The organism is Halomonas sp. SpR8, from assembly GCF_031010195.1.
Lineage (GTDB): Bacteria > Pseudomonadota > Gammaproteobacteria > Pseudomonadales > Halomonadaceae > Vreelandella.
On the sequence record NZ_JAUAMC010000002.1, the window covers coordinates 475,661 to 498,548 of the forward strand.

Here is a 22,888-nt window from a genome sequence, read left to right on the forward strand (position 1 = left end):
TATTGTCGCGGCTGGGCAGCCAGATGTCATCCGCACAATACGCTATTCTCCCCAGCGTTCGCTAAGAAGGTGTGCGATCAGCAGTTGACATTGCCGGAGTAGGAGAAAGCGGCAATTGCCCAGTAGGAATATGCTCCTTGATAAACGCCAAGAACGCCTGAGTCGCTCGCGGTAGGGTGCGTTTAGCCAGGGTTTGGACTTCGATAAAACGCGAGTCCATGCCCTGGTCGCGGATAGGAATAGCGACCACACGCTGCTGCTGAATGCGGTAACGGACGGAAATCTCACCGGCAAGCGCCACTCCTCCCCCCAGCATGGCGAAATTGATCAGCGATTCGGTGTAATCGCTGCTAAAAATAGATTCAAATGCCAGGTTTTGGCGGCTACAGCAAATATCAAACAGCTGACGCAGCGTTGTCTCTGGTGAAGGTAACGCCAACGGGTAACGCTGTAACTGCGCTAGTGAAATAGACTGCTTAGTGGCTAACTCATGGTGAGTAGCGACCAGCGCCATGATCGGTGCGGGCTGCCTAAGCGCGACATTGATATCGGCTTCTGGCTTGAGGCTGAAGGTGATGCCTATATCTGCTTCCCCCTCTCGCACATGGCGCGTCGCTTCCGCAGGCGGCCCCACCGTCAAATGGAAATGAATACCGCTATAGCGCTCGCGAAAGGCCGCGATTGCTGCAGGTAAGAAGTCCACCGCGAAGCCTTCAGAACTGGCGAGACGCACCTTTCCCCGCTGTAAACCTCGCAATGCCAGCATTTCACTGCCAACCCGGTCGGCTTCAAGCTGCATATGCCGAGCATGCACCGCCAGCAGCTCGCCCGCGGCACTGGGCACCATGCCTCTCGCGCGCCGCTCAAACAGCAGCGTATCTAATTCGCTCTCCAGCCGTGCAATTTGTCGACTGATCGCCGACGGCGCCACATTAAGCTTCCCCGAGGCTTCGCTGATGGAGCCACAGCGCACCACTTCTAAAAAATAGCGTAGCGCCGTTTCTTGCAGCACCCGTGGGTTCATCGTATCCCCCTTCGCCGTAAGGATTGCCAAAACGGCAATGATAAATTCTAAACATTGCACTGGTGGCATACCTAATCAATAGCTTAGTTTTAATTCAAGGCGGCTCATTGAACAGCACTCTCATTTAACAATAAAAGCCCCGCTGGTACGCCAAACGCTCATAACCTTTCTCTATTAAAAAAACGAGGTATGGCATGCAATCATCTAGAACTCTCTACTGCGCTACGTCCCTTGCTTTACTCAGCATTGCGACACCCGCATTAGCCGGTAAGGCCAACGACACGCTGGTCTATGCGTCTGACAGCGAACCCGAGAACGTTAGTCCCTACCATAACAATCTGCGTGAAGGCGTTATTCTCGCCCATCTGGCCTGGGACACGCTGATCTATCGCAACCCTGAAACCAACGAGTATGAACCCCGTCTGGCGACAGAGTGGGAGTGGGTCGATAACTCGACCTTGGATCTGGTACTTCGTGAAGGCGTCACCTTTCACAACGGCGAAGCATTCAGCGCCGACGACGTCGTTTTCACCTTCAACTATGCGGTATCACCTGAGTCACGGGTGGTAACACGCCAGAATGTGGACTGGATAGAGAGCGTTGAGAAGCTTGATGAGTACCAGGTTCGCATTCATCTGAAGGAGCCTTTCCCCGCCGCCCTTGAGTATCTTTCTGGCCCGATGCCGATTTATCCCGATGAGTATTTTCAGGAGGTGGGTATCGAGGGCTTTAGCCGTGAGCCAGTGGGCACTGGCCCTTATCGGATTACCAATGTCCGCCCTGGTGATGGCGTAAGCTTAACGCGCTTTGATGACTATTTTACCGATAGCCCGATTGGCCGACCGGAGATCGCCAATATTGAGTTCAAGGCGATTGCCGATGCGGACTCTCGTATGGCGCAATTGATGTCGGGACAAGTGGATTGGATTTGGCGTGTACCGTCGGATCAAGCGGAGTCGTTAGGCAGTATGCCCCAGCTTAGCGTGCTCGGCGGTGAAACCATGCGCGTAGGCTATATCGGCCTGGACTCGGCAACCCGAGAAGATTCGCCGTTACATGATATTCGCGTACGCCAAGCTATTAACCATGCCATGAACCGGGAAGGCCTCGCGAACGACCTGGTACGTGGCGGCAGTCAACCGCTCTATGCGCCCTGCTTTCCCACTCAGTTCGGCTGTGAAACACAAAACGTCATTGAGTATGAGTATGACCCCGAAAAAGCACGCGAACTGCTCGCTGAAGCAGGTTACGCCGATGGCTTTGATATCGACCTTCATGCCTACCGTGAACGGGATTACGCCGAAGCCATGATTGGCGATCTACGTGCAGTAGGTATCAATGCCAACCTGCGCTTTATGACCTCCCCCGCGTTGCTGGAGCTTCAGCGCAACGGACAAACCGATATGTCGTTCAAAGCCTGGGGCTCTTTCTCTATAAACGATGTCTCGGCCTTCGTCAGCGTCTACTTCACAGGCGGTATTGACGATCTCTGGCAGGATACCCAGGTGCAGGAGTGGCTACAGACCGCCGATACCTCGGTTGATCCTGATGTGCGCTTAGAGCACTACCAAAAAGCGTTCGCCCGCATCTCCGAGCAAGCGTATTGGGCGCCGCTATTCTCCTACTCCACCTATTACGCCCACACCGCTGATCTTGAGTTCACCGCTTACCCCGACGAACTACCGCGCTTTTACGAGGCAAGCTGGAAGTAACGGCGTGACGTTTGAACTATCGGCAGCCGTGGCACTTCCCACGGCTAGCCTTCCATAGCGAGGGGATGCTTTATGTGGGCATTTGTTTTCAAGCGCACGCTAATAGCGCTTAGCGTCGCTCTGACTATTTCGGTTCTCTGCTTTAGTCTGCTGCAGCTCTCGGGTGACTTGGCGCTCTCCATTGGCGGCCCCGAGGCCACCGCCGAACAGGTAGAACAAATCCGCGTTGATTACGGCCTGGACCGCCCAGTGGTTGAGCAATTTTTCAACTGGCTATGGGGAGCGATGCAGCTCGACTTCGGACGCTCTTATTACTATCAAAGTGACGTGATGGATATGGTTATCGAGCGCCTGCCCGTGACCATGACCCTGGGCGTGATGGCGCTCGCTATCGCGCTGGGCGTCTCCATTCCCCTAGGTGTGGTGGCTGCCCTCAGGCGGGGCAGTTGGATAGACCGTATGGCCATGGCGATTGCGGTGACCGGTCAGGCAATGCCCAACTTCTGGTTTGGCTTAACGCTGATCATCGTGTTTGCCGTCAAACTGCAGTGGTTTCCTGCTGCAGGCAGCGATAGCTGGCAAGGCTTTGTACTGCCCGCTGTTGCGCTGGGCTATTACGCCACCCCCGCAATGATGCGCCTGACCCGCAGCGGCATGCTGGAAGTGCTGGAAGCAGATTACATCCGCACAGCGCGGGCCAAAGGGCTGCGCACGGGGACGGTTATCTTCAAACATGCATTACGCAATGCGGTTATTCCGGTAGTCGCGCTGGCTGCCGTAGAGCTGGGATTCATGCTCGGCGGCTCGGTAGTCATCGAAACCGTGTTTTCGCTACGTGGGCTAGGGCAGCTGGCGTGGAACGCTATTTCCCGCAACGACTACCCGGTCGTTCAGGCCATCGTACTGATAATTGCGCTGTTTTATATCGTGCTGACGCTGCTTGCCGACATTCTCAACGCAGTCCTCGACCCACGCCTGCGCGCACGCTAACGGAGAACACCATGGCACACACCCTTTCCCCACCGGCTGCCGCTGTGCAAAACGAATTACCCGCGACACTGCCAGCGCGCCTACTGCAAAACACGCTTAATAACCGCAGCCTAACCATCGGATTATTGATTATTGTTTCATTAGGTGTGGTGGCGCTTCTGGCACCGTGGCTTGCGCCCCATGATCCCTATCTCCAGAACACCGCCAACCGTATGGTGCCGCCTATTTGGCACGAAACCGGTAGCTGGACGCATCCTTTAGGCACCGACCGGCTCGGCCGTGACTACCTGAGCCGGCTTATCTTTGGTGCGCGTATTTCGCTATTCATAGGGCTGGTAGTGGCGCTGATTTCCGGGTTGATTGGCACCACCCTCGGGGTCTTGGCGGGCTACTTTGGCGGTCGCGTTGATGCGGTGGTGAGTTACCTGCTGACCACGCGCCTGGCTATGCCGGTGGTGTTAGTGGCCCTGGCCATGGCTTCGTTGATTGGCGGGTCAATGCTCACCGTCACTCTATTGTTAGGGCTACTACTCTGGGATCGCTTCGCCGTCGTTGCCCGCTCAGCCACTCAACAGTTGCGCGATGCCGAGTATGTGCAAGCCGCCCAGGCACTGGGCTGCCCCCTGCACTACATTCTGCTGCGCGAAGTGCTTCCTAACATTGCAGGCGCGTTGATTGTCGTCGCCACCCTTGAGGTTGCCAACGCCATTTTGCTCGAAGCAACGCTGTCATTTCTAGGCATGGGTGTGCAGCCACCCTCGCCCTCCTGGGGGCTGATGATCGCCGAAGGCAAAGCCTATATGTTCTTTCAGCCCTGGGTGATCACGATCCCCGGCGCCGCACTATTTATTCTGGTGCTGGCGATTAATTTGCTGGGTGATGGACTGCGCGATCTCAGCGCACCGGGAGGTCGCAATGAGTAATCTATCGACCGCTGAGCGTTCAGCGGCGCCAACCTCGCCTCTGCTGACGGTTAAACAGCTACGCGTCGACTTGCCCGTGGCCAAGGGCACCCTTCACGCGGTGCGGGGTATCGACTTTCACGTTGAACGTGGAGAAATGCTCTGTCTTGTCGGTGAGTCAGGCTGTGGTAAATCCATGACCTCACTGGCACTAATGGGCCTGCTGCCGGGCAAAGCGCAGATAAACGCCGATTGCCTCAACTTTGACGGTGTCAATCTGCTAACGGTGTCTGAGCGCGAGCGGAGCAATTTACGCGGCGCACGCATGGCGATGATTTTTCAGGAACCCATGACCGCACTCAACCCCGCCTATACCCTGGGCAATCAGCTCTGCGAAGCCCTGCTTCGTCATCAGCGGGTGTCACGTAAAGCAGCTCATGACCGCGCCCTCTACTTGCTTGAACGAGTCGGCATTAGCGCTGCAGAAGAGCGCATGCGGCAATATCCTCACCAGCTTTCGGGCGGGCTGCGCCAGCGGGTGATGATCGCCATGGCACTAATGTGTGAGCCCGACTTGATCATCGCCGATGAACCCACAACGGCATTGGATGTGACGATTCAGGCACAAATTCTGCACCTGCTGCGCGACTTACAGCAGGAGTTTGGCACGGCGATCATTTTCATCACCCACGACTTGGGTGTCGTTGCGCGTATCGCCGACCGGGTCGCCGTGATGTATGCCGGCGAAGTGATTGAAACCGCCTCTGCCCAAGCGCTCTTTAACGCCCCCAGCCACCCCTATACCCAGGGGTTACTGCGCTGCATACCAACCCCCGGCAAAACGCTGCCGGGCAGCCGTTTGCAAGCCATCCCAGGGGTGGTACCCAGCCTGATAGATAAGGTCGAGGGCTGCGCCTTCTGTAACCGCTGCGACCAAGCGGATGAGCGTTGTTACTCCACACCACCGTTGCAAACCGTCGCAGAGGGACACCTATCGCGCTGCCACTTTGCCCATCAGCTCGCAAATCCTGCGAATCTAAACGCTCAGGAGGTAACGCTATGAGCAGTGCCGCAAATCCTCGTGACCCGCTTGCTCTGGAACTCTGCTCGCTCTCCAAAACATTCAAACTGGGCGGCGGCATGCTGCATAAAAGCCAAACCTTAAAAGCCGTCAACGATGTCTCGCTGCGCGTTCCCCGCGGCCAGGTCATGGGGCTGGTGGGCGAATCGGGCTGCGGTAAAAGTACCTTAGCAAAAATGCTGCTGGGGCTGACGAAACCAAGCAGTGGCGACGTGTTGATCAACGGCAAAGCGATTGTTAACGCTAACCAAAAAGCGCTGGCCCGCCATATTCAGCCGATCTTCCAAGACCCTTACTCGTCGCTTAACCCCCGCCAGCGGATTGCCCAAATCGTCGGCTTACCACTGCGCATCCATGCCATTGGCACTCCCAAGGAGCAGGCCTTAAAGGTCGAGGAGATGCTCGACATGGTCGGACTGCCCAAACGCGCCGCCCAGCAATACCCTGGACAAATGTCCGGTGGGCAGCGCCAGCGGGTGGCGATTGCCCGGGCGCTGATTATGCGCCCAGACTTGGTGATTTGTGATGAGCCCACCTCAGCGCTGGATGTATCGGTTCAGGCCCAGATCCTCAACCTTCTGCTCGATCTGAAAGATGAATTTGGCCTTACCTACCTGTTTATTAGTCACGATCTCGCCGTGGTGGAACATCTCGCGGATCGGCTCGCGGTGATGTATCTGGGGCGAATTGTGGAAGAGGGCACCCGCGAGCAAATATTTAACGCCCCACGCCACCCTTATACCCAAGCGCTGCTAGCTTCCGCGCTTACCCCAGAACCTGGCTTGGGCGTGCCCGATATCGGCCTTGGGGCGGGACAGCCCGACCCTACGCAGCCCCCTTCCGGCTGTGCTTTTCACCCTCGATGCCCAGTCGCAAAGCCGCAATGTTCACAGCAGTCACCAGCGCTTAGCGCTATTGCTCAGGGTGCTACTCAGGCTACTCATCAGAGCAGCCAGGCCCGTGTCGCCTGCCACTTTGCCTAAGCACGCTTAATCAATGCCTAACATTTAAAGGAACGCTTATGTCGCGCCAACACGCCTTAGACAATGCCAAAGTCTATTTTGAGAGTGGCGAGTTTTATACTCAGCTTGCCCCGCGCATCGCCATCCGCAGTGAAAGCCAGGAATCCAATAGGCTGGAGGAACTGCACCGTTACCTGACTGAACAGATTATTCCAGACATTGAGCAGCTCGGTTTTAGCTGGGAAATCGTCGATAACCCCGTGGCAGGTTTTGGGCCCTTTCTAATCGCGGAAAGAATTGAGCCACAGGCCGCCTTCAGCGTATTAACCTACGGCCATGGCGATGTGATACGCGGCTACGATGATCAGTGGGCAGACGGGCTGTCGCCCTGGCAGATCACCCAGCGAGGGGATCGTTGGTATGGGCGCGGCACCGCTGATAACAAAGGCCAACACACCATCAATTTAGCCGCGCTGAGCTGTGTGCTGAAAGCCAGCAACGGGCGCCTGGGCTATAACGTCAAGCTGGTGCTGGAGATGGGCGAGGAAACCGGCTCACCGGGGCTAAAAGAGGTTTGCCACCGCTATCGCGAGCGTTTGGCTGCGGATGTGTTTATTGGCTCTGACGGGCCCCGCCTGGACGCCGAATCGCCAACGCTATTTTTAGGCTCACGAGGCTCGTTCAACTTTGATCTCAAATTGCAGGCCCGAGAAGGTGCCCACCACTCGGGCAACTGGGGTGGGGTATTAAAAAACCCGGCCGTGCGGTTAACCAATGCGATCGCTACGTTGGTAGACGCCGACGGTGTGATTCAAATTCAAGGGTTACGGCCAGAGCCTATTCCTGACGCCGTGCGCAGTGCCCTTGCCTCACTCAAAGTAGGCGTCGGCGACAATGCACCAACGATTGATACGGACTGGGGTGAGCCAGGGTTATCCCCCGCTGAGCGGCTGTTTGGCTGGAACACCCTAGAAGTGCTCGCCATGAAGGCAGGGAACCCTGATGCCCCCGCCAATGCGATTCCGCCCCACGCCTACGCCCACTGCCAGTTGCGTTATGTAGTGGGGAGCGACCAGGATAACTTTCTAGCCCATTTACGCCACCACCTGGATCAACATGGCTTTAGCGATATCGAAGTCAGCGCGGCACGTATGTCGCAGATGGCTGCTACACGCCTTGATCCAGAAGACCCGTGGGTGAGCTGGGCATTATCCTCAATGCAGCTATCGACAAATAAAATTCCCACGCTACTGCCTAACTTAGGTGGCTCGTTGCCCAACGATGTATTTGCCGAGACGCTTGGCTTGCCCACACTATGGGTTCCCCACTCTTACCCCTCCTGTTCGCAACACGCCCCCGATGAACACCTGTTAGGTAGTATTGCCTCAGAAGCGCTTATATTGATGGCGGGGCTATTCTGGGATTTGAGTGCTCAGGGTGCAGTGATTCATAAGGAGCGAGCGTCATGCAAGAGCCACTAATACAACAAGCGTGTGATTGGCTAGGGGGACAGCAGCAGACGATGATTGACTGCTTGGAGGCCCTGGTGAATATCGATTCCAACAGCTCCGACAAAGCCGGCAATGATGCGGTCGCCGACCTGATCACCCAGTGGCTCGAACAGGATGGCATCACGGTGATACGCCACCAGCGCCCTGACTCAGGCGATATTTTAGAGGCACAGCTGGGGGGAAACGGCCAAGGTCATGCGCTAATAATGGGCCATCGGGATACGGTTTTTCCTACCGGTACAGTGGCGAGTCGCGGCTATAGCCAAAAAGACAACATCGGCTTTGGCCCTGGCGTTGCCGATATGAAAAGCGGCCTGGTAATGAACTGCTTTGTGCTACGCGCGTTAAGCCGACTACCCAGCTGCCCACTCCCCGTTCGCGCCCTGTTTACTGCCGATGAGGAGATAGGCTCACCGGATGGACGGGCGTTTATTGAAGCCGCCGCTCAAGGGGCATGTGCTGTCTTGAACGTCGAGCCAGGGCGAGTCAGTGGTAATGTGGTAACAGGGCGAAAAGGCGGCGCCGGTTTTTTGATCGAAGTCACCGGCAAAGCCGCCCACTCTGGCGTTAGCCACGCCGATGGCGCCAGCGCCATCGAAGCACTCGCCCACACAATCATCAAACTGCATGCCTTGACCGATTACGAGGCAGGTATCACCACCAACGTAGGCACCATCACCGGTGGAGTATCCCGCAACACCGTCGCGCCGTCGGCTTCCGCGCAGTTGGATATTCGTTTTGTTACCACGGCCCAGCGTGACCAGCTTTATCAAGCCATTGAGACGATTATCGCTGAACCCGAAATGACCGGCACCGCTGCAACCATCGAACAAACCTCAGAGTTTTATCCCCTCGAAGCGCGTATGAGCAGCACGCTGTTTGAGCTTTATCAGGCCCAGGCTCAGGCCATTGGATTTGCTGTTGACGGCGAATTCACCGGCGGCTGTTCTGATGCGGGCTGGACGGCCAGCTTGGGCATTCCCACCCTGTGTGGCCTTGGCCCGGTCGGCGCAAAAATGCACACTGATGAAGAGTACTGTTTACTCGACACACTGGTGCCGCGCACTCAGGCACTAGCGGCTACGTTATTGAATTTGTAGGGCATATCCCCTGCTTCGGCACGCTAGATTGGGTTTCACGAAGGCGGTGACACCTACTCAGATGAGCCACACCTGGGCGGTGGTGGTACTCGCATGGCCTGTGGTGTCGTGGAGTCCTAATAATCAGTGTTCACTTCGAGCAGATCAAACGGGCAGCCTCTGGGCTGCCCGTTTTGTTGCTTACCGCCCACTAAAGTCTAACTGTGATTTTATAGCACTTATCTGTAAATTCAGTCCTGCTAAAGAAGTGCCTGCTTGTGTGCTAATTGGCATGCTCGCCCATCCCCTCTACTGCTCTAGGTACCTTAGATGATCACCTTTATTGTATCGATCCTGCTGCTAATAGCGGGCTACTTTACCTATGGGAAGTTCGTTGAGCGCGTGTTTGTGACTAACCGAAAACGCCAAACGCCCGCCTTCAGCATGCGCGACAACATCGACTACGTGCCGATGAACACCACGCGCAACTCGCTTATTCAACTATTGAACATTGCCGGCGTGGGCCCCATTTTTGGCCCGATACTCGGTGCGCTGTATGGCCCGGTCGCCTTTGTGTGGATTGTGATTGGCTGCATCTTTGCCGGTGCTGTACACGACTACCTGACCGGTATGATCTCGATCCGTAACCACGGCGCTCATTTGCCGCAACTAGCGGGCAAGTTTCTCGGCAAAGCGATGAAGCATGTGGTCAATGGCTTCGCGATTCTGCTGCTTCTGCTGGTAGGTACGGTCTTTGTGACCTCCCCCGCGGCGCTGCTGGCCAATATGACATCGCTGTCACTCACGATGATCATTGTCGCCATCTTTATTTACTACCTGATCGCCACGCTGCTGCCGATTGATAAGGTGATCGGCCGTATCTACCCCTATTTCGGCGCCCTGCTGCTGTTCAGCGCTGCCGGTATCGGCATTGGTTTGGTTGTCACGGGCGCGCCGATCCCCGAACTCTCTTTCCAGAATATGCACCCTGACGCCGCGCCGATTTTCCCGCTACTGTTTTTAACCATCTCCTGCGGTGCACTTTCCGGCTTCCATGCCACCCAAACACCGATTATTTCGCGCACCACGCAAAACGAAACCAATGGCCGCAAAATCTTCTACGGCATGATGATCACCGAAGGCATCATCGCGATGATCTGGGCAGCCGCCGCCATGAGCCTGTTCTACGGCGACCAGTCACTCTCTGATGTACTGGCCGCCGGTGGCCCTGCCGCAGTGGTAAGCGAAGTGTCTACCACCATGCTGGGCGCGATCGGCGGCACCCTGGCGGTACTCGGCGTTATCGTGCTGCCGATAACCTCGGGCGATACCGCTTTTCGTAGCGCGCGGATGATCATTGCCGACTACATCAAGATCGATCAGAAACCGATGGTTAAGCGCATTATGGTCGCCCTACCGCTGTTTGTGGTCTCCTACGCCTTAACCCATATGGACTTCACACTGCTGTGGCGCTACTTCTCCTGGGCCAACCAAACCACCGCCGTCATCGCGCTGTGGGTAGGCACCATGTATCTGGTGCTGTCGCGTAAGCCTCACTGGATCACCTCGATCCCAGCCACCTTTATGACCATGGCAACGTTTACCTACTTAGCCTACGCGCCGATCGGTTTTGGTCTGCCGCTGCAGTTAAGCTACGTGGTCGCCGCACTCGGCACACTGATTTGCATCGCGCTGTTTATGAAGCGGGTCCGCCGCTTAAGCCGTGCCACCTTTGCGGTAGATGAGCCAGCCGACAATTTCGGCACGAACGAGACTTACGCTGCCACCGCCGCAAAATAACCCGACACAAACAGGCGGCAGTGTCGCCTGGTTGCAAAAAAGCGCTGATTGCTCAGCGCTTTTTTTATACCTGCTTATCACGCCTCAACCTGTCGGCTTCCCCGCAACTGAACACCTTATTGATATCTGTATTGCTGCCGAACAATTAAACGTTATATCATAACCATTGCTTATAACTTACCGGCTCCGCAAGAGATGTTGTCAATGTGCAGTGAACCTGTCTTATCCGTGCGTGGCCTGGGCATTCAAATTGGCCGACAGCAGATCGTCGATGGGCTCTCGTTTGATGTTATGCCCGGTGAGCGAGTCTGCCTGTTAGGTGCATCAGGATCGGGTAAATCGTTCACTGCAAAAGCAGTGCTGGGGCTTTTACCACCCAATGCCCAGGTATCAGGTAGCATCCGCATTCAAGGCCGGGAAACCATGGCGATACCAGCCACACAGCGGCCGAAAGACACACGGGTATCGATGGTGTTTCAGGATTCGCTCTCCGCGCTGAACCCGCTGGTCTCTATCGGCTCCCAGCTGCGCGAGCCATTTATCCGCCATCACGGCCTATCGCGCAACGCTGCCACCCAGGCGGCTGTGGCGCTGTTGGCGTCAATGGATCTTCCTGACCCCCAGCGGTTAATCAAGCGCACTCCAGCGGAGCTTTCCGGTGGACAGCGCCAGCGCGTCTGCATTGCCCTGGCCATGGCGTGTAAAACCGCATTAATGGTAGCCGACGAACCTACCACCGCACTGGATGTGGTCACTCAAGCCCAAGTGCTGAGCGCATTACGCGAGCATACCGGCCACTCGGGCACCGCGATGCTGTTTATTACCCACGATCTCCACGCCGCCTCACAGCTCTGCCAGCGAGCAGTAATTATTGAGCGGGGCGTGGTAATTGAAAGCGGCGATTTAGACACCTTGATTACCGACCCGCAGCACCCCTTTACCCAGGAACTGGTCGCTGCCGCGCATAACGTTCAGCCGTCAGCGCTAAACCATCAGGCATCCGCCAATTTTTTTACATCAAACGATCTTTTAAAGAGCGCCTAGATGCCAAGCCCGTTGCCAACTTATTCACCCACAATTTCACCCACAATGAGTGCGTCAGCACTCAACGAGCGCTCCGCTTTTGATAGCAGTGAAGCGTTTCTCTGCGCACACGGACTCAACAAAAGCGTATCGCTCCCCCGGGAGGTGTTTTGGCGCGCAGGCGAGCGCAAACGGATTATGCACGACATCGACCTGAGCCTTTATCCAGGCGAGCGGGTGGGGCTCGTGGGCGTCTCCGGTTCGGGCAAAACCACCCTGCTGCGCTCCCTGCTGGCGATTGAAGCGCCCGATAGCGGGTCGATTACCTGTCAGCATAAGCTCGTGCGCCCCGGCTCCACTGCCCAACTACGCTGGTACCGTCGGGCGGTTCAATACATTCCCCAAGACCCTGCCTCGTCGCTCGATCCACGCATGAGCGTGCGCGCTTTGGTCAGTGAGCCGCTGATTCGACTAGACGTCGATTGCGACCCTGGCGAACGCGCGCGCGAAGCCCTGGAGCAAGTCGGCCTGGATGCCCCGTTTCTGGATCGCCAGCCCCATGAGCTTTCTGGCGGCCAGGCACAGCGGGTCGCCATTGCCCGCGCCATCGCCACCCGCCCACGCTTTTTGTTGGCCGATGAGCCACTTAGCGGCCTGGATCTACCGGTTCGCGCCCAGGTCATCAAGGTGCTGAACAACCTCTGCGGTGAGAGTGGCACCGGGCTACTGATGGTGTCCCACGATTTATCGGTGGTTGCCCACCTATGCCAGCGCACGCTGGTGATGGATGACGGTAACATCGTCGAAGACCGCCCAACCGCGGCGCTATGGCGCACCCCCCGCCACTCGGCAACCTGGGCGTTAATCAACGCCGTCACACAACTGCCCAGATGTGCACTCCCAAACTGCAATGCCGCGGAGGTTGAAGCGCTGGTGTAAATCCTCCACGCCGTTTTGATTAAACCCGTTTGCTTTATGCAGTGCTTAACTTTCAGCACACCGCAAGGCTGTGCCGTTGTTCATTTTCCCAGGTATTACTAACCGCTTATTATTAGGAGTCGTTACGATGTTTCGCCACTCGCTTCGCCTGTCTCTGCCCGTTGCCCTTGCCGCGCCCTTACTCCTTGGCGGTTGTTTTGATGAACAGCGCGACACCGCCTCCACCGAATCAGGTGAGCGTATTAGCGTGGCAATGCTGCAGCCACCGCGCTCTGGCTTAACGCCGCTTTCCGACGATGCCTTTAAGCTATCCCGCTGGAGCACGGCGGAAACGCTGATTCGCCTGGATGCCAGCAGCGACCCCCAGCCGTTTCTGGCCACCGAGTGGGAGCAACTGGATCCGAAAACCTGGCGGTTTGTGATTCGCGATGGCGTTGAGTTTCATGATGGCACGCCGCTAACCGCCAGCGATGTGGTGAACTCGCTGACCGCCGCCACCCAGGCCGCACCCAAACCGCGTATTTTAGACGGCGTAAACATGACCATCGAAGCCGATGGCGATAACGCGGTGATCGTGCGCACGGAAAAAGATGACCCGCTAATCCCCAACCGCCTTTCAAGCCCGCAGTTGGCGATTCTAGCGGCCAGCGCCTACGGCGAAGATGGCCGGGTTAACCCCATCGAAGCAGGCACCGGCCCCTTCGTGTTAAAAGAGATCAACGGCACCACCAGCGCCCGGCTAGACCGCTTTGATGACTACTGGGGCGAGCCTGCCGCGGTGGCTGGCATTGACGCCGACTATGTGCCCGACGGCACGGCCCGGGCGGCATCCTTAAGAACCGGCACGGCCGATGTGGTGGAAGCCATTCCGGTCTCCCAGGTAGCGCTGCTCGACCCTGACTTGGTCTTTGAGGTGCCCATGCCGCGCACCAATACGCTTTACCTGAACACTGAATCAGGCCCTATGAGCGACCCCGGCCTGCGCGCCGCCGCCCGTGAAGCGGTAAACCGCCCGGCTATCGTCAATACCGTGTACGAAGGCCGCGCCGATATCGCCGAAGGGCTACTCGGCCCCGCACTGGCGTGGGCAAGCGACTATCGCGCTCCGATTGAGGATCGCACCGCGCCCACCGACCCAAACGGCACCGAGATTACGCTGGCAACCTTTACCGATCGCGCCGAGCTGCCCGAAGTCGCCGTCCTACTTGAACAACAGCTGACCCAGGCAGGCTTTAGCGTTAACCAGGAAGTGCGTGAGTACGCCCATATCGAAGCGGACGCCTTGGCCGGTGAGTTTGATGCTTTTATTCTCTCCCGAGCCACCGTGCTCGACTCCGGCGATCCGGTCGCCTATATGTTCAGTGACTTTGCCTGCGCAGGCTCCTTCAATATCGCCCAGCTGTGCGACCCGGCGGTGGATGAAGCGCTGGCCACCGCGGCGGTACTGCCCACCGGCGACGAACGGCGCCAGGCAATCATCGATGCGGAAGCCGCTATTTTGCGCACCGATGCCGCCATACCCATGCTCCACGAGCGTGTCATTCAGGGTGAATCAGCCCGCGTTACCAACGCCGAGCGTGATCCCCGCGAGCGTATGCTGATCACTGAGAAGACGTCCATTGACGCCGACAGTGACTCCTAGGGGTGAGCCGCGCATGACAACCGCAGCACCGCTGCGCCTATGGCGCAGCTTGCGCATCGAACCCTTTATTCCGCTGCTGTCACGGCTGATAACGTTAGCCAGCGTAGTGGTGCTGGTCGGACTACTGCCGTGGTTATCCGGCCGGGATCCAGCGCTGAGCATTTTGCGGGCTCGCTCTGCCGAGCAGGAAGCGACACCTGAGGCGCTAGCCGCTATTCGCGCCCAGCTGGGCTTGGATCTTGGCCCCTTCGAGAAGCTGCAAAGCTGGCTGATGGGGCTGCTGCATGGCGATGCGGGCAACTCCTGGATTTCCGGCGCGCCGGTGCTGCCGGGTATGTTAAAAAGCGCCCAGGTATCTCTCACGCTCATGGGGTTCGGCATGCTGGTGGCAGTGGTCACCGCTACGCTGATATGTGTACCTGTGGTACGTCGGGGCTTGAATGGTCAGGTTAGCCGCTCATCTGGAGCGATTGGCGCCGCACTAACGGCGCTTCCCGAGTTTCTGCTCGCCTCAATCCTGCTGGTGGTATTTGCCGCCTGGCTAAACTGGTTGCCGCCATACGGTTGGCGAGGTTTCAGCTACGTGGTGCTACCCGCCTTTGCGCTAGGCCTTCCTGCGGGCGGCCTGCTGGGGCGCCTGTTTAGCGACGGTCTTTCGGCCACCTTCACCGAGCGCTGGGTCGCCACCTGGAACGTAGCGGGTTTCTCCCGCAGCCGGATTACTCTGGCAGCCCTGCGCCGCACGCTGCCCAGCCTAATGCCCCAAGTCGGCATGGTAATGGTCGCCCTGACCGGCGGGGCCATTGCCGTCGAGCAGGTGTTTTCGATCCCCGGCCTTGGCCGAGCGACCCTTGGCGCGGCATCGGCCCAGGATATGCCCGCCCTGCAAACCGGCATTCTGATCCTGCTGATTATCGCTATTGTATTGGGCAGCTTGGCTAACATTGGCCGCGCACTGCTGTTAGGCCGGGCGTTTCGACTCGGGGCGCTGCCGGTAGCACAACACGAGCAAAGCGTTCAGCGCTGGACGTGGGTGGTGCCCGCCATCGCAGTTGTGCTGCTGGTACTGCTGGTTGCGGCAGGGATTGGCCGCGACCCGTTTAGCTCAGCCTTTATGCGTTTACAGCCGCCAAGCCTGGCGTTGCCGCTGGGCGCCGACGGCACCGGCCGCGATATTCTGGCCCGGGTGGCCCATGGGGCGCTATCCACCATGGGCATGGCAACAGTGGTGGTGTTCTTTTCGCTGGCATTAGGACTGCTGATTGGCCTGGCTCCCAGGCTGGCCACCGGCCCGATTGAAATCACCAAGGCCACACCGCCTGCCATTGCGGGGCTTATTGTGGCGGGTCTGATGGGCCCAAGCGCCAGCGGGGCGATTATTGCGGTGACTGCCGTGGCCTGGGCGCCGCTGGCGGCCCACACCGCCGCCCTGGTCGCGGAAACAAAAGCCCAGCCCCACGTGCGTATCACACCGATCCTGGGGGTAGGCCACTTCCGCTTAATGAGCCGCTATATTCTGCCCGCCGTGCTTGGGCCGGTGTTTCGTCACGCCATGCTGCGCTTACCGGGGATTGCGCTAGCCTTGGCCGCGCTTGGTTTTCTGGGCCTGGGACCGCGCCCGCCTTCACCAGAGTGGGGGCTGATACTCGCCGAAGGAATGCCCTACATCGAGCGCGCCCCCTGGGCGGTGCTGATTCCTGCGCTAGCGCTGATTTTGCTGTCGGTATTGGCGGTGTCGCTTTCCAGTATTGTCGGCTCGCGCCGACCAACTCGTTAGGCGAGCAAAGCACCCGCCCAACGCTGTTTCCCCACCGACCATGCAAACGGGCAGCCACTGGGCTGCCCGTTGTACCTGAACCGCTACGCAGCTACTCCAGCGGTATTGACCAGAAGTAGGTCTCGCCACTGCTGTCGTCAACACCATCGTTATCGCTGACCAACCAGGCATGGCCCTGCTCATTGATCGCCATCCCTTCAATCTTGTCCACCACAAAGCCGTTGTAGCTGGCGAGATCCGGTATCAGATCGCGCACGATGTGCTTCTCGACCACCGGCAGCTCACCGCCCAGTGGCACTGGCGTCAGGCCGTCCAGCGCGACGCGGGTCACTTGCTTGACCTGGACATCTCTACCGATACGATTGTCCCGCTCAATCAAATACAGGTCGCCTTGGTGCGCGGTAATCTCTGAAAGGCCTACCCAGCCGCTATCAACTCGATCCAACGGGTAGTGCACAGCGCCCCACTCGCCGCTATCGATATCGTAGCGCAGCAACTTGGCCATGCCTTCGGGGTCATCCTTCCAGGGGCGCTGCACTGCCAGCCAGAGCTGATTATCGAGCCGAGTAACGCCCTCCAAACCCCACTTCAGTGCCTGCTGGGCAAGTACCTCGGGTAGCGCAATACCCTGGTCAATCTCGCCGTCAGCGCCAACATGATAGAGAGTATTGGCAAGCCCTTTGTCATTTCCTTCGGAAGCGACCCAGAAACCACCCTCTCCATCGGTGGTGATGCCTTCCATATCCAGCCCTAGAGCAGGCTCACCATCACGGGTTACATCCAACGCCGCGGTAATTCGCGCGGGTGACGTGGAAGGGTTGATGGTAAAAATGCGCGGCTGGGCGCTGTAAAAGCTGTCGTTGACTGCATAGAGCACGCCATCTGCGGCGACCATGCCAGAGAGAGCGCCCCAGCCGATCAGCTCGTCGCTGCCCGTCGAGGTGAGCGTGGGGTAGACAGCAGGCGAATCCTGGTGCTGGTAGATCATGACATGGGAGCGCGGGCCGCCCTCTTCGCCCAGATCGGTCTCATTGGCGGTAGCCAGCAAGCCGCGGCTGGGAATTGCCACCGCGCTTTCCGGTGAAAGCCCCGAGGGGAGTAGTTGGCTGAGCTGCGGTTCAGCAGGGTTGCTGACATCGTAAACACCCACCAGCGAACTTCGCTCGGCGAGCAGGAATACGTAGGGCGTGCCGTCAAAAACAGCAAACTCCATCCCCTCTGGTTCACTGCCCTTGGCATCCGAACGCTTATCGGGGTAGTGGCCCACCTCAATCACCGCATGCTCGAAATCCGCCCCGGACTCATACACTAAGCGGCCGCTTTTATGGAAGATACTCCAGCCCCGGGAGCCGCCATCCATATCGCCCTCATTGGCAATGGCAAAGTGATCGCTGTCAATCCACTGCAGCGCATCCGGCTCGCGCAAGCGCTGAGTCTGCTGCTCATTAAAGATCAGCGCACCATCATCACTGGCATCAATCCCGTCCAGATCCACCGCCCCGGCGCTGAAGTGCGACACCACTTTGCCACTGTAGTCGATTACCGCCAGGTAGTTATTCTCTTGCAAGGTGACTGCAACCTCACCTAAGGCATTGATATCGACAAACTCCGGCTCGGGATCCTCGGGAGCGATCTCGGCAAGCCCCGCCACGTCGGCGTAAAGCAGGCTGTTGCAGTTAACTTCCCCTGCATCGTTGATCTCCACCAGGGCAACAGAGCCGCCAGGCATCTGCGGCACTCGACCGTCGCCAGCATCCTCATCGCGCTCGTTCTCAATGGCGACGGCGACGAAACGTCCCTCTGGCGCTGCTGCGGCAGCCACACTGTCGGGCTGACCGTTCAAGGGACAGGAGGCCAGTATTTCACCGCTATCGATATCGATGGTGAGCAGTTGCCCGGAAGGCTCGCGGTAAGAGACCGAGGTATTCACCCCGGCATAGACGATGTTGTCGAGCACGGTTACCGCCGTGGGCTCGCCGCCGACATCAATACTGCCCAGCGGCTGCGGATTAGCGGGGTCGCTAATATCAATTCGCCCGATCACGCCCAGCGGGCTGTCTGAGTAAACCAGCGTCATACCGTCGCCTGAGGCAGCGATAATTTCCGCCGAGGTTTCACGGCTACGATCTTCGCCCACCGCCATGTTACTGGGGATAGCGAAGCTAGCGATGCGGTTGAAGTGCTTATCCGCCGCGCTGACCGAATGTGAAGCGGCCAGCGTAATAGCGAGCACCAACAGTGGGGGTGTACGTGTGAATATCATAATGAAGTTTGATTCCTTGCCTAAGCCGAAGAAACATCTGGTTAAGTCATTAAACGTGCAGCATCAACTGGCCTATCAAACAGCATGACCGTGTCAGGCTTATGACATTCGAACGCAGGTCGGACGCAGGTTTTCAGGAAGTGGTGGTAGAGCGGGGAAGCCGAAAGCGTTTTGAGGATTGGGATACCTTAGAATGAACAAAGCCAGTCAGTGGGTGCTGACTGGCTGCTTTCTAGCTAGCTTGGGTTGCTAGCTTTTGTTAAGCGTGCAACAGCAAGTGACTTACTCGTCGCCCGCCATCTGCATTTGGCGCTGCATGTAATTCTGGATGCCCACCTTGTCGATCAAACCCAGCTCGGTTTCGATATGGTCGATGTGATCTTCTTCGTCGGCGAGCAAATCACGCAGCATATCGCGGGTAACGTAGTCTTTAACGCTCTCGCAGTAGGTGATCGCTTCAATGTAGTCGTTGCGGCCATCGTGCTCGATTTTCAGATCGCTTTCGAGCATCTCTTTGACGTTTTCACCGATGTGCAGCTTACCCAGGTCTTGCAGATTGGGGATACCTTCCAGGAACAGAATGCGCTCGATGATCTTGTCAGCGTGCTGCATCTCTTCGATAGACTCATCGTATTCCCATTTGGCGAGGGCTTTCAGGCCCCAATCTTTGTACATTTTGGCGTGCAAAAAGTACTGATTGATCGCAACCAATTCGTTGCCGAGCGCCTTATTGAGATGCTCAATAACTTTCGTATCACCTTTCATAACGTCACCTTTTCTACTGTAATGCTGATGTTTAATCTAGTTTAGACAATACGATCAAGCAGTTACGTTTGGAGAAGGGTATAGACGCAAATAGCTATACCCCCAGCGTTTCTAGGAGTATAGACAAGACAACGAAAAGTTCAAGCAAATCAGTTATTTGCTAAAGATAACCCTAACAATAGTGATTCGCGTCACACGGCGTAAGCGAGTCCCATATCTGCTTCCTGGCGCGCTTCCTGAACGGCATCGCGGGTAATCGTTTTAGCGTAGCACGCGCACTTACCACACTGCGTTGCGCAGCCGGTCGCTTCGCGTACTTCTCGCCAGCTGCGCGCACCGTCGTTAACGTGCTGGCGAATTTGATGGTCGGTTACTCCCTTGCACACGCAAACGTACATGGCGACACCTCATAGAAATCATGAGATGAATGTAAATGATTCGCATACATCTTATCAAGTAGAAATTACTGCTTTTTGCTAGCCATTCGTCTTAGTAAATATAGAGAGCGCGATAAGATATTGGCGAAGCGATACTTTTTCCAAAAAAATTGCCGAGTGCACGGAAAAATTATTTCTTCGGCAGAACCACTGTCTGTGTGTTGGAAGCAATATCCGGCCAGCTACGTCGCTGTTTATCGAACAGCACCCATAAGTAGCCCAACCCCAATGCCAGCAGCGAGAGCCACGCCACCACGCAGCGAATCAGGCACTGCTTCAAGTTCAGCGAAGTGCCATCTGCCGCTTGCACCCGCAGTCGCCACGCCTGCATGCCCAAGGTCATACCCCCACGCGACCAGGAAAAAACAAAAAACAGCGTGACAAAAAACACCAGCATGAGGCGCAGGCTCCAGATGTCACCAGCCGTTGTGCCAATTTCTTCGGGCTGCTGACCCAGCACATAGCGAAAAAACAGCATATGGACGACCGTCACGGCGATCCAAATCGCGGTCACCAAAAAACCGTCATACAGCATGGCGCCCAAACGGCGGCCAAGGCCCGCTGGCCATACGCTGTCCAACTGAGTAAAGCGTCGTGTTTGCCTCATTCTTTCTCAGCTCCTGGCTGTTTATGAGCGGTTTTTAGGCGATAAGAAGCAGTGATGTCGTTGTGGCATTAACCGTTGCGGCATTAACCGTTGCGACGCAGAAAGTAGATCCCGACCCCGGCGCACGCCAGTGTCGGCACCAGCACCGCCCAGATGGGCGAGAAGCCAAAAATCGTCGAGGCGGGGGCTAGTAGGTCCTGAACGTACTTAAAGCTTAGCCCGGTTACCACGCCGTAAAACACCCGAGTACCAGCAGCCACCGTACGCAGCGGGCCAAACACAAAGGAGGCGGCAATCAGCACCAGCGAGCCCATGGTCAGCGGCATCAGCATCTTCTGCCAAAAATACAGCAGCGCCTGATCATTCTGCAGGCCCTGATCTCCGAGAAACTGGGCATAGGCCCAAAGCTCGCTGGGTGCCTGGCTCTCAATATCGCGCAGCAGCCGCTCTAACTGAGAGGGGGTAAAAGAGGTCTCCCAGCCCATGCTTGCCGTCTGGTCAGACTCGGTGTGGTCGTTAAAAATACGCGTGGTCGACACATTTTCCAAACGCCAGGCATCGCCCTCCCAGCGAGCCCGCTGGGCGTAGGTGGCTTCGACTAGCTGGCGGTCATCAAAGCGATAGCGGGTTAAATCGAGCACCACATCATCGGCACGAATCGCCCCGAAGCGGTAGACGCTGTCGCCCTCAATCTGCCAGCCGCTGCGGCTGGTTAGCATGGCGCCTTCACCCTGGAGTTTTTCCAGCCGCCACGCCTCGGCATACTGCTCAGTGCGCGGGCTGACATACTCGGCAACCAGCAGCACCACAACGACCACCACCAGCACCGGCTTCATTACGCCCCACACAATCCGCGCCAGGGAGCAGCCAGCGGCGCGCATAACGGTGAGCTCGTTGCTGGAGGCCATGCTGCCTAAACCAATCAGCGCGCCGATTAATACCGCCACCGGGGCGTATTGGTAGAAGCGCCAGGGCGTGCGCATTAACAGGTAAAGCAGCACATCAAGGGCAGTATAGCCAGCTTGCACATCGCCTAAATCATCTATATAGGCAATGGTAATATCCAAGCCCAATAGCACGAATTGGACGACGACAATCGCCGCCAGCACGTTGCGGGCAATATAACGGTCGAGACGATCAGCTACCGTTAACAACTTCAGCATTATCGCATCCCCTTGCGTTGCGAGCGCCACAGCATTAGCAGGCCCAACCCCAAGAACAGCCCGTGTACCGGCCATACGCCCAGCGTGGTGGGCCAGGTACCGCTGCCAATGGCATCGACCACCGCCAGCAGCATGCTGAGGTAGGCGACGTATAAAAATACCGCGGGGAGCAATTTGCCAAAACGCCCCTGACGGGGATTTACCCGGGAGAGCGGCTGCGCCATCAAGGCCAGCACGAACACCATTAATGGCAGACCCGCACGCCACTGAAACTGCGCTTGCGCACGTGAGCTAGGGTTATTCCAGAGCGCGGGCGTAGTCGCATATTCGAGTGAATCCAGCTCTTGCCGGTCGCGACTCAAGCCTAAACGCAGCGTGTAGCGCTCGAATGTGAGCCGCTCAGCGCTTTGCTCGCCAGGGGTTACGCCGTACCGCTCGCCATCATTCAGCACCAAAAAACGGCTGCCTGTTTCGAGCCGGGTTTCCTGATATCCCGAGGCTGCGCGGGTCACGAAGTCGTGGGTTCCTTCGTCGTCCTGCTGGTTCTGCTCGTGCACCAGGACATCCTGCATTTCCGTGCCGTCGCTGGAAAAGCTGCCAATGTAAGCAGTACGCCCACCGCCAAACTCTTGAAAGCGCCCGGGGGCGAGTACGGAAACATCCAGGCGGCTACGCTGCTCTTCCAATGCGGTTTCGGTTTGCAGAGCACCATAGGGCGTCAGCCACAGACTGCACACCCCCACCAGCACCGCCACCACGCTAGCGGGCAGCAGCGTGACTTTTAGCAACCGTGTGGGGCTCATCCCGCAGGCAACCATGACGGTGATTTCGCTGTTCATATACAGCTGCCCATAGGCAAGCATGATGCCTAGAAAAAACGACAACGGTAAAATCAGCTCCATAAAGCCAGGCAGATGAAACATCATCAGGCTGCCTAACATGGTGACGGGAATATCGCCTTCCGCTGCGTCCGAAAAATAGCGAATAAAGCGGCTCCCCATGATCACCAGCAGCAGAATGCCAGCAACCGCCGACATGGTGAGCAATACTTCGCGAGTTAAATACCGAAATAAAATCAACGCGCTCTCCGGCTAGTCTTGCAGGATGCCATGCATTACGCCCATGGCTTGGGTACACTAATCAAACTATTCACAGTCCCTTTTCAAAATCAAAAGCAACGGGGCATTATCCCGAATCCCTCGATGCTTGTC

The 22,888-nt window shown here is 57.2% G+C and carries 19 protein-coding genes and 1 pseudogene; 13 read left to right on the plus strand and 7 right to left on the minus strand.

Annotated elements, in window-relative coordinates; all coding sequences use genetic code 11:
• Nucleotides 1-61: 61 nt before the first annotated feature.
• Nucleotides 62-1,024, minus strand: coding sequence for a LysR family transcriptional regulator (locus tag QT230_RS05535; RefSeq protein ID WP_308320585.1), 963 nt, complete (start codon nt 1,022-1,024; stop codon nt 62-64).
• Between the two features lie 194 nt (nt 1,025-1,218).
• Here QT230_RS05535 and QT230_RS05540 point away from each other — a divergent pair, with 194 nt between their 5' ends.
• The 13 genes and pseudogenes from QT230_RS05540 (at nt 1,219) to QT230_RS05600 (ending at nt 16,442) form a co-directional block, all read left to right on the plus strand.
• Entirely contained in the window at nt 1,219-2,736 is a 1,518-nt protein-coding gene (locus QT230_RS05540) for an ABC transporter substrate-binding protein (protein WP_308320586.1), read from the plus strand.
• A gap of 72 nt (nt 2,737-2,808) precedes the next feature.
• Complete coding sequence (locus QT230_RS05545; RefSeq protein WP_308320587.1) at nt 2,809-3,726, plus strand: ABC transporter permease; 918 nt, start codon at nt 2,809-2,811, stop codon at nt 3,724-3,726.
• Nucleotides 3,727-3,737: 11 nt separating this feature from the next.
• Nucleotides 3,738-4,649: an ABC transporter permease gene (locus QT230_RS05550; RefSeq protein WP_308320588.1), complete on the plus strand. Its 912-nt coding sequence runs from the start codon at nt 3,738-3,740 to the stop codon at nt 4,647-4,649.
• Complete coding sequence (locus QT230_RS05555; RefSeq protein ID WP_308320589.1) at nt 4,642-5,691, plus strand: ABC transporter ATP-binding protein; 1,050 nt, start codon at nt 4,642-4,644, stop codon at nt 5,689-5,691. The genes QT230_RS05550 and QT230_RS05555 overlap by 8 nt, the downstream gene beginning before the upstream one ends.
• Nucleotides 5,688-6,692, plus strand: a complete 1,005-nt coding sequence (locus tag QT230_RS05560; RefSeq protein WP_308320590.1) for an oligopeptide/dipeptide ABC transporter ATP-binding protein — start codon at nt 5,688-5,690, stop codon at nt 6,690-6,692. The genes QT230_RS05555 and QT230_RS05560 overlap by 4 nt, the downstream gene beginning before the upstream one ends.
• Before the next feature lie 38 nt (nt 6,693-6,730).
• Nucleotides 6,731-8,152, plus strand: coding sequence for a M20 family metallopeptidase (locus tag QT230_RS05565; RefSeq protein ID WP_308320591.1), 1,422 nt, complete (start codon nt 6,731-6,733; stop codon nt 8,150-8,152).
• Nucleotides 8,137-9,282, plus strand: coding sequence for a M20 family metallopeptidase (locus QT230_RS05570; RefSeq protein ID WP_308320592.1), 1,146 nt, complete (start codon nt 8,137-8,139; stop codon nt 9,280-9,282). The genes QT230_RS05565 and QT230_RS05570 overlap by 16 nt, the downstream gene beginning before the upstream one ends.
• 36 nt (nt 9,283-9,318) lie before the next feature.
• Nucleotides 9,319-9,402: pseudogene (locus tag QT230_RS05575) on the plus strand (superoxide dismutase); the annotation flags it as partial.
• Between the two features lie 189 nt (nt 9,403-9,591).
• Nucleotides 9,592-11,061, plus strand: coding sequence for a carbon starvation protein A (locus tag QT230_RS05580; RefSeq protein ID WP_308320593.1), 1,470 nt, complete (start codon nt 9,592-9,594; stop codon nt 11,059-11,061).
• A 204-nt stretch (nt 11,062-11,265) separates the two neighbouring features.
• The gene (locus QT230_RS05585; protein ID WP_308320594.1) at nt 11,266-12,105 is read left to right on the plus strand and encodes an ABC transporter ATP-binding protein; all 840 of its coding nucleotides are present in this window, start codon (nt 11,266-11,268) and stop codon (nt 12,103-12,105) included.
• Entirely contained in the window at nt 12,106-13,023 is a 918-nt protein-coding gene (locus tag QT230_RS05590) for a dipeptide/oligopeptide/nickel ABC transporter ATP-binding protein (protein WP_308320595.1), read from the plus strand. It abuts the gene before it with no gap.
• 127 nt (nt 13,024-13,150) lie between these two features.
• Nucleotides 13,151-14,665, plus strand: a complete 1,515-nt coding sequence (locus QT230_RS05595) for an ABC transporter substrate-binding protein (RefSeq protein ID WP_308320596.1) — start codon at nt 13,151-13,153, stop codon at nt 14,663-14,665.
• A 13-nt stretch (nt 14,666-14,678) separates the two neighbouring features.
• A complete protein-coding gene (locus QT230_RS05600; RefSeq protein ID WP_308320597.1) occupies nt 14,679-16,442 on the plus strand; it encodes an ABC transporter permease subunit in 1,764 nt (587 codons plus the stop codon).
• A 91-nt stretch (nt 16,443-16,533) separates the two neighbouring features.
• On the opposite strand, the gene QT230_RS05605 is transcribed toward QT230_RS05600, so the two are convergent.
• The 6 genes from QT230_RS05605 to lptF all read right to left on the minus strand — a co-directional run bounded on the left by QT230_RS05605 (nt 16,534) and on the right by lptF (nt 22,756).
• Nucleotides 16,534-18,705, minus strand: coding sequence for an esterase-like activity of phytase family protein (locus QT230_RS05605; RefSeq protein WP_308320598.1), 2,172 nt, complete (start codon nt 18,703-18,705; stop codon nt 16,534-16,536).
• 282 nt (nt 18,706-18,987) lie between these two features.
• Nucleotides 18,988-19,470 carry a bacterioferritin gene (bfr, locus tag QT230_RS05610; RefSeq protein ID WP_009288515.1) on the minus strand — a complete coding sequence of 161 codons (483 nt, stop codon included), beginning with the start codon at nt 19,468-19,470 and terminating at the stop codon, nt 18,988-18,990.
• A gap of 191 nt (nt 19,471-19,661) precedes the next feature.
• On the minus strand, nt 19,662-19,868 hold the full coding sequence (locus QT230_RS05615; protein WP_308320599.1) for a (2Fe-2S)-binding protein: 207 nt from the start codon (nt 19,866-19,868) through the stop codon (nt 19,662-19,664).
• A 169-nt stretch (nt 19,869-20,037) separates the two neighbouring features.
• A complete protein-coding gene (locus tag QT230_RS05620; protein WP_308320600.1) occupies nt 20,038-20,514 on the minus strand; it encodes an RDD family protein in 477 nt (158 codons plus the stop codon).
• Between the two features lie 83 nt (nt 20,515-20,597).
• Nucleotides 20,598-21,677 carry an LPS export ABC transporter permease LptG gene (gene lptG / locus QT230_RS05625; RefSeq protein WP_308320601.1) on the minus strand — a complete coding sequence of 360 codons (1,080 nt, stop codon included), beginning with the start codon at nt 21,675-21,677 and terminating at the stop codon, nt 20,598-20,600.
• Nucleotides 21,677-22,756: an LPS export ABC transporter permease LptF gene (gene lptF / locus QT230_RS05630; protein ID WP_308320602.1), complete on the minus strand. Its 1,080-nt coding sequence runs from the start codon at nt 22,754-22,756 to the stop codon at nt 21,677-21,679. Before lptF ends, lptG begins: the two co-directional genes overlap by 1 nt.
• Between the last annotated feature and the right edge of the window lie 132 nt (nt 22,757-22,888).

What these genes read in the sequence shown, in the direction of transcription:
- QT230_RS05540 (WP_308320586.1), top strand. Translation starts at nt 1,219, where the DNA reads ATGCAATCATCTAGAACTCTCTACTGCGCTACGTCCCTTGCTTTACTC.
- QT230_RS05560 (WP_308320590.1), top strand. Translation starts at nt 5,688, where the DNA reads ATGAGCAGTGCCGCAAATCCTCGTGACCCGCTTGCTCTGGAACTCTGC.
- QT230_RS05615 (WP_308320599.1), bottom strand. Translation starts at nt 19,868, where the DNA reads ATGTACGTTTGCGTGTGCAAGGGAGTAACCGACCATCAAATTCGCCAG.
- QT230_RS05555 (WP_308320589.1), top strand. Translation starts at nt 4,642, where the DNA reads ATGAGTAATCTATCGACCGCTGAGCGTTCAGCGGCGCCAACCTCGCCT.
- QT230_RS05600 (WP_308320597.1), top strand. Translation starts at nt 14,679, where the DNA reads ATGACAACCGCAGCACCGCTGCGCCTATGGCGCAGCTTGCGCATCGAA.
- QT230_RS05595 (WP_308320596.1), top strand. Translation starts at nt 13,151, where the DNA reads ATGTTTCGCCACTCGCTTCGCCTGTCTCTGCCCGTTGCCCTTGCCGCG.
- QT230_RS05620 (WP_308320600.1), bottom strand. Translation starts at nt 20,514, where the DNA reads ATGAGGCAAACACGACGCTTTACTCAGTTGGACAGCGTATGGCCAGCG.
- QT230_RS05570 (WP_308320592.1), top strand. Translation starts at nt 8,137, where the DNA reads ATGCAAGAGCCACTAATACAACAAGCGTGTGATTGGCTAGGGGGACAG.
- QT230_RS05585 (WP_308320594.1), top strand. Translation starts at nt 11,266, where the DNA reads ATGTGCAGTGAACCTGTCTTATCCGTGCGTGGCCTGGGCATTCAAATT.
- lptG (WP_308320601.1), bottom strand. Translation starts at nt 21,677, where the DNA reads ATGCTGAAGTTGTTAACGGTAGCTGATCGTCTCGACCGTTATATTGCC.
- bfr (WP_009288515.1), bottom strand. Translation starts at nt 19,470, where the DNA reads ATGAAAGGTGATACGAAAGTTATTGAGCATCTCAATAAGGCGCTCGGC.
- QT230_RS05550 (WP_308320588.1), top strand. Translation starts at nt 3,738, where the DNA reads ATGGCACACACCCTTTCCCCACCGGCTGCCGCTGTGCAAAACGAATTA.
- QT230_RS05605 (WP_308320598.1), bottom strand. Translation starts at nt 18,705, where the DNA reads ATGATATTCACACGTACACCCCCACTGTTGGTGCTCGCTATTACGCTG.
- QT230_RS05590 (WP_308320595.1), top strand. Translation starts at nt 12,106, where the DNA reads ATGCCAAGCCCGTTGCCAACTTATTCACCCACAATTTCACCCACAATG.
- QT230_RS05535 (WP_308320585.1), bottom strand. Translation starts at nt 1,024, where the DNA reads ATGAACCCACGGGTGCTGCAAGAAACGGCGCTACGCTATTTTTTAGAA.
- QT230_RS05565 (WP_308320591.1), top strand. Translation starts at nt 6,731, where the DNA reads ATGTCGCGCCAACACGCCTTAGACAATGCCAAAGTCTATTTTGAGAGT.
- QT230_RS05580 (WP_308320593.1), top strand. Translation starts at nt 9,592, where the DNA reads ATGATCACCTTTATTGTATCGATCCTGCTGCTAATAGCGGGCTACTTT.
- QT230_RS05545 (WP_308320587.1), top strand. Translation starts at nt 2,809, where the DNA reads ATGTGGGCATTTGTTTTCAAGCGCACGCTAATAGCGCTTAGCGTCGCT.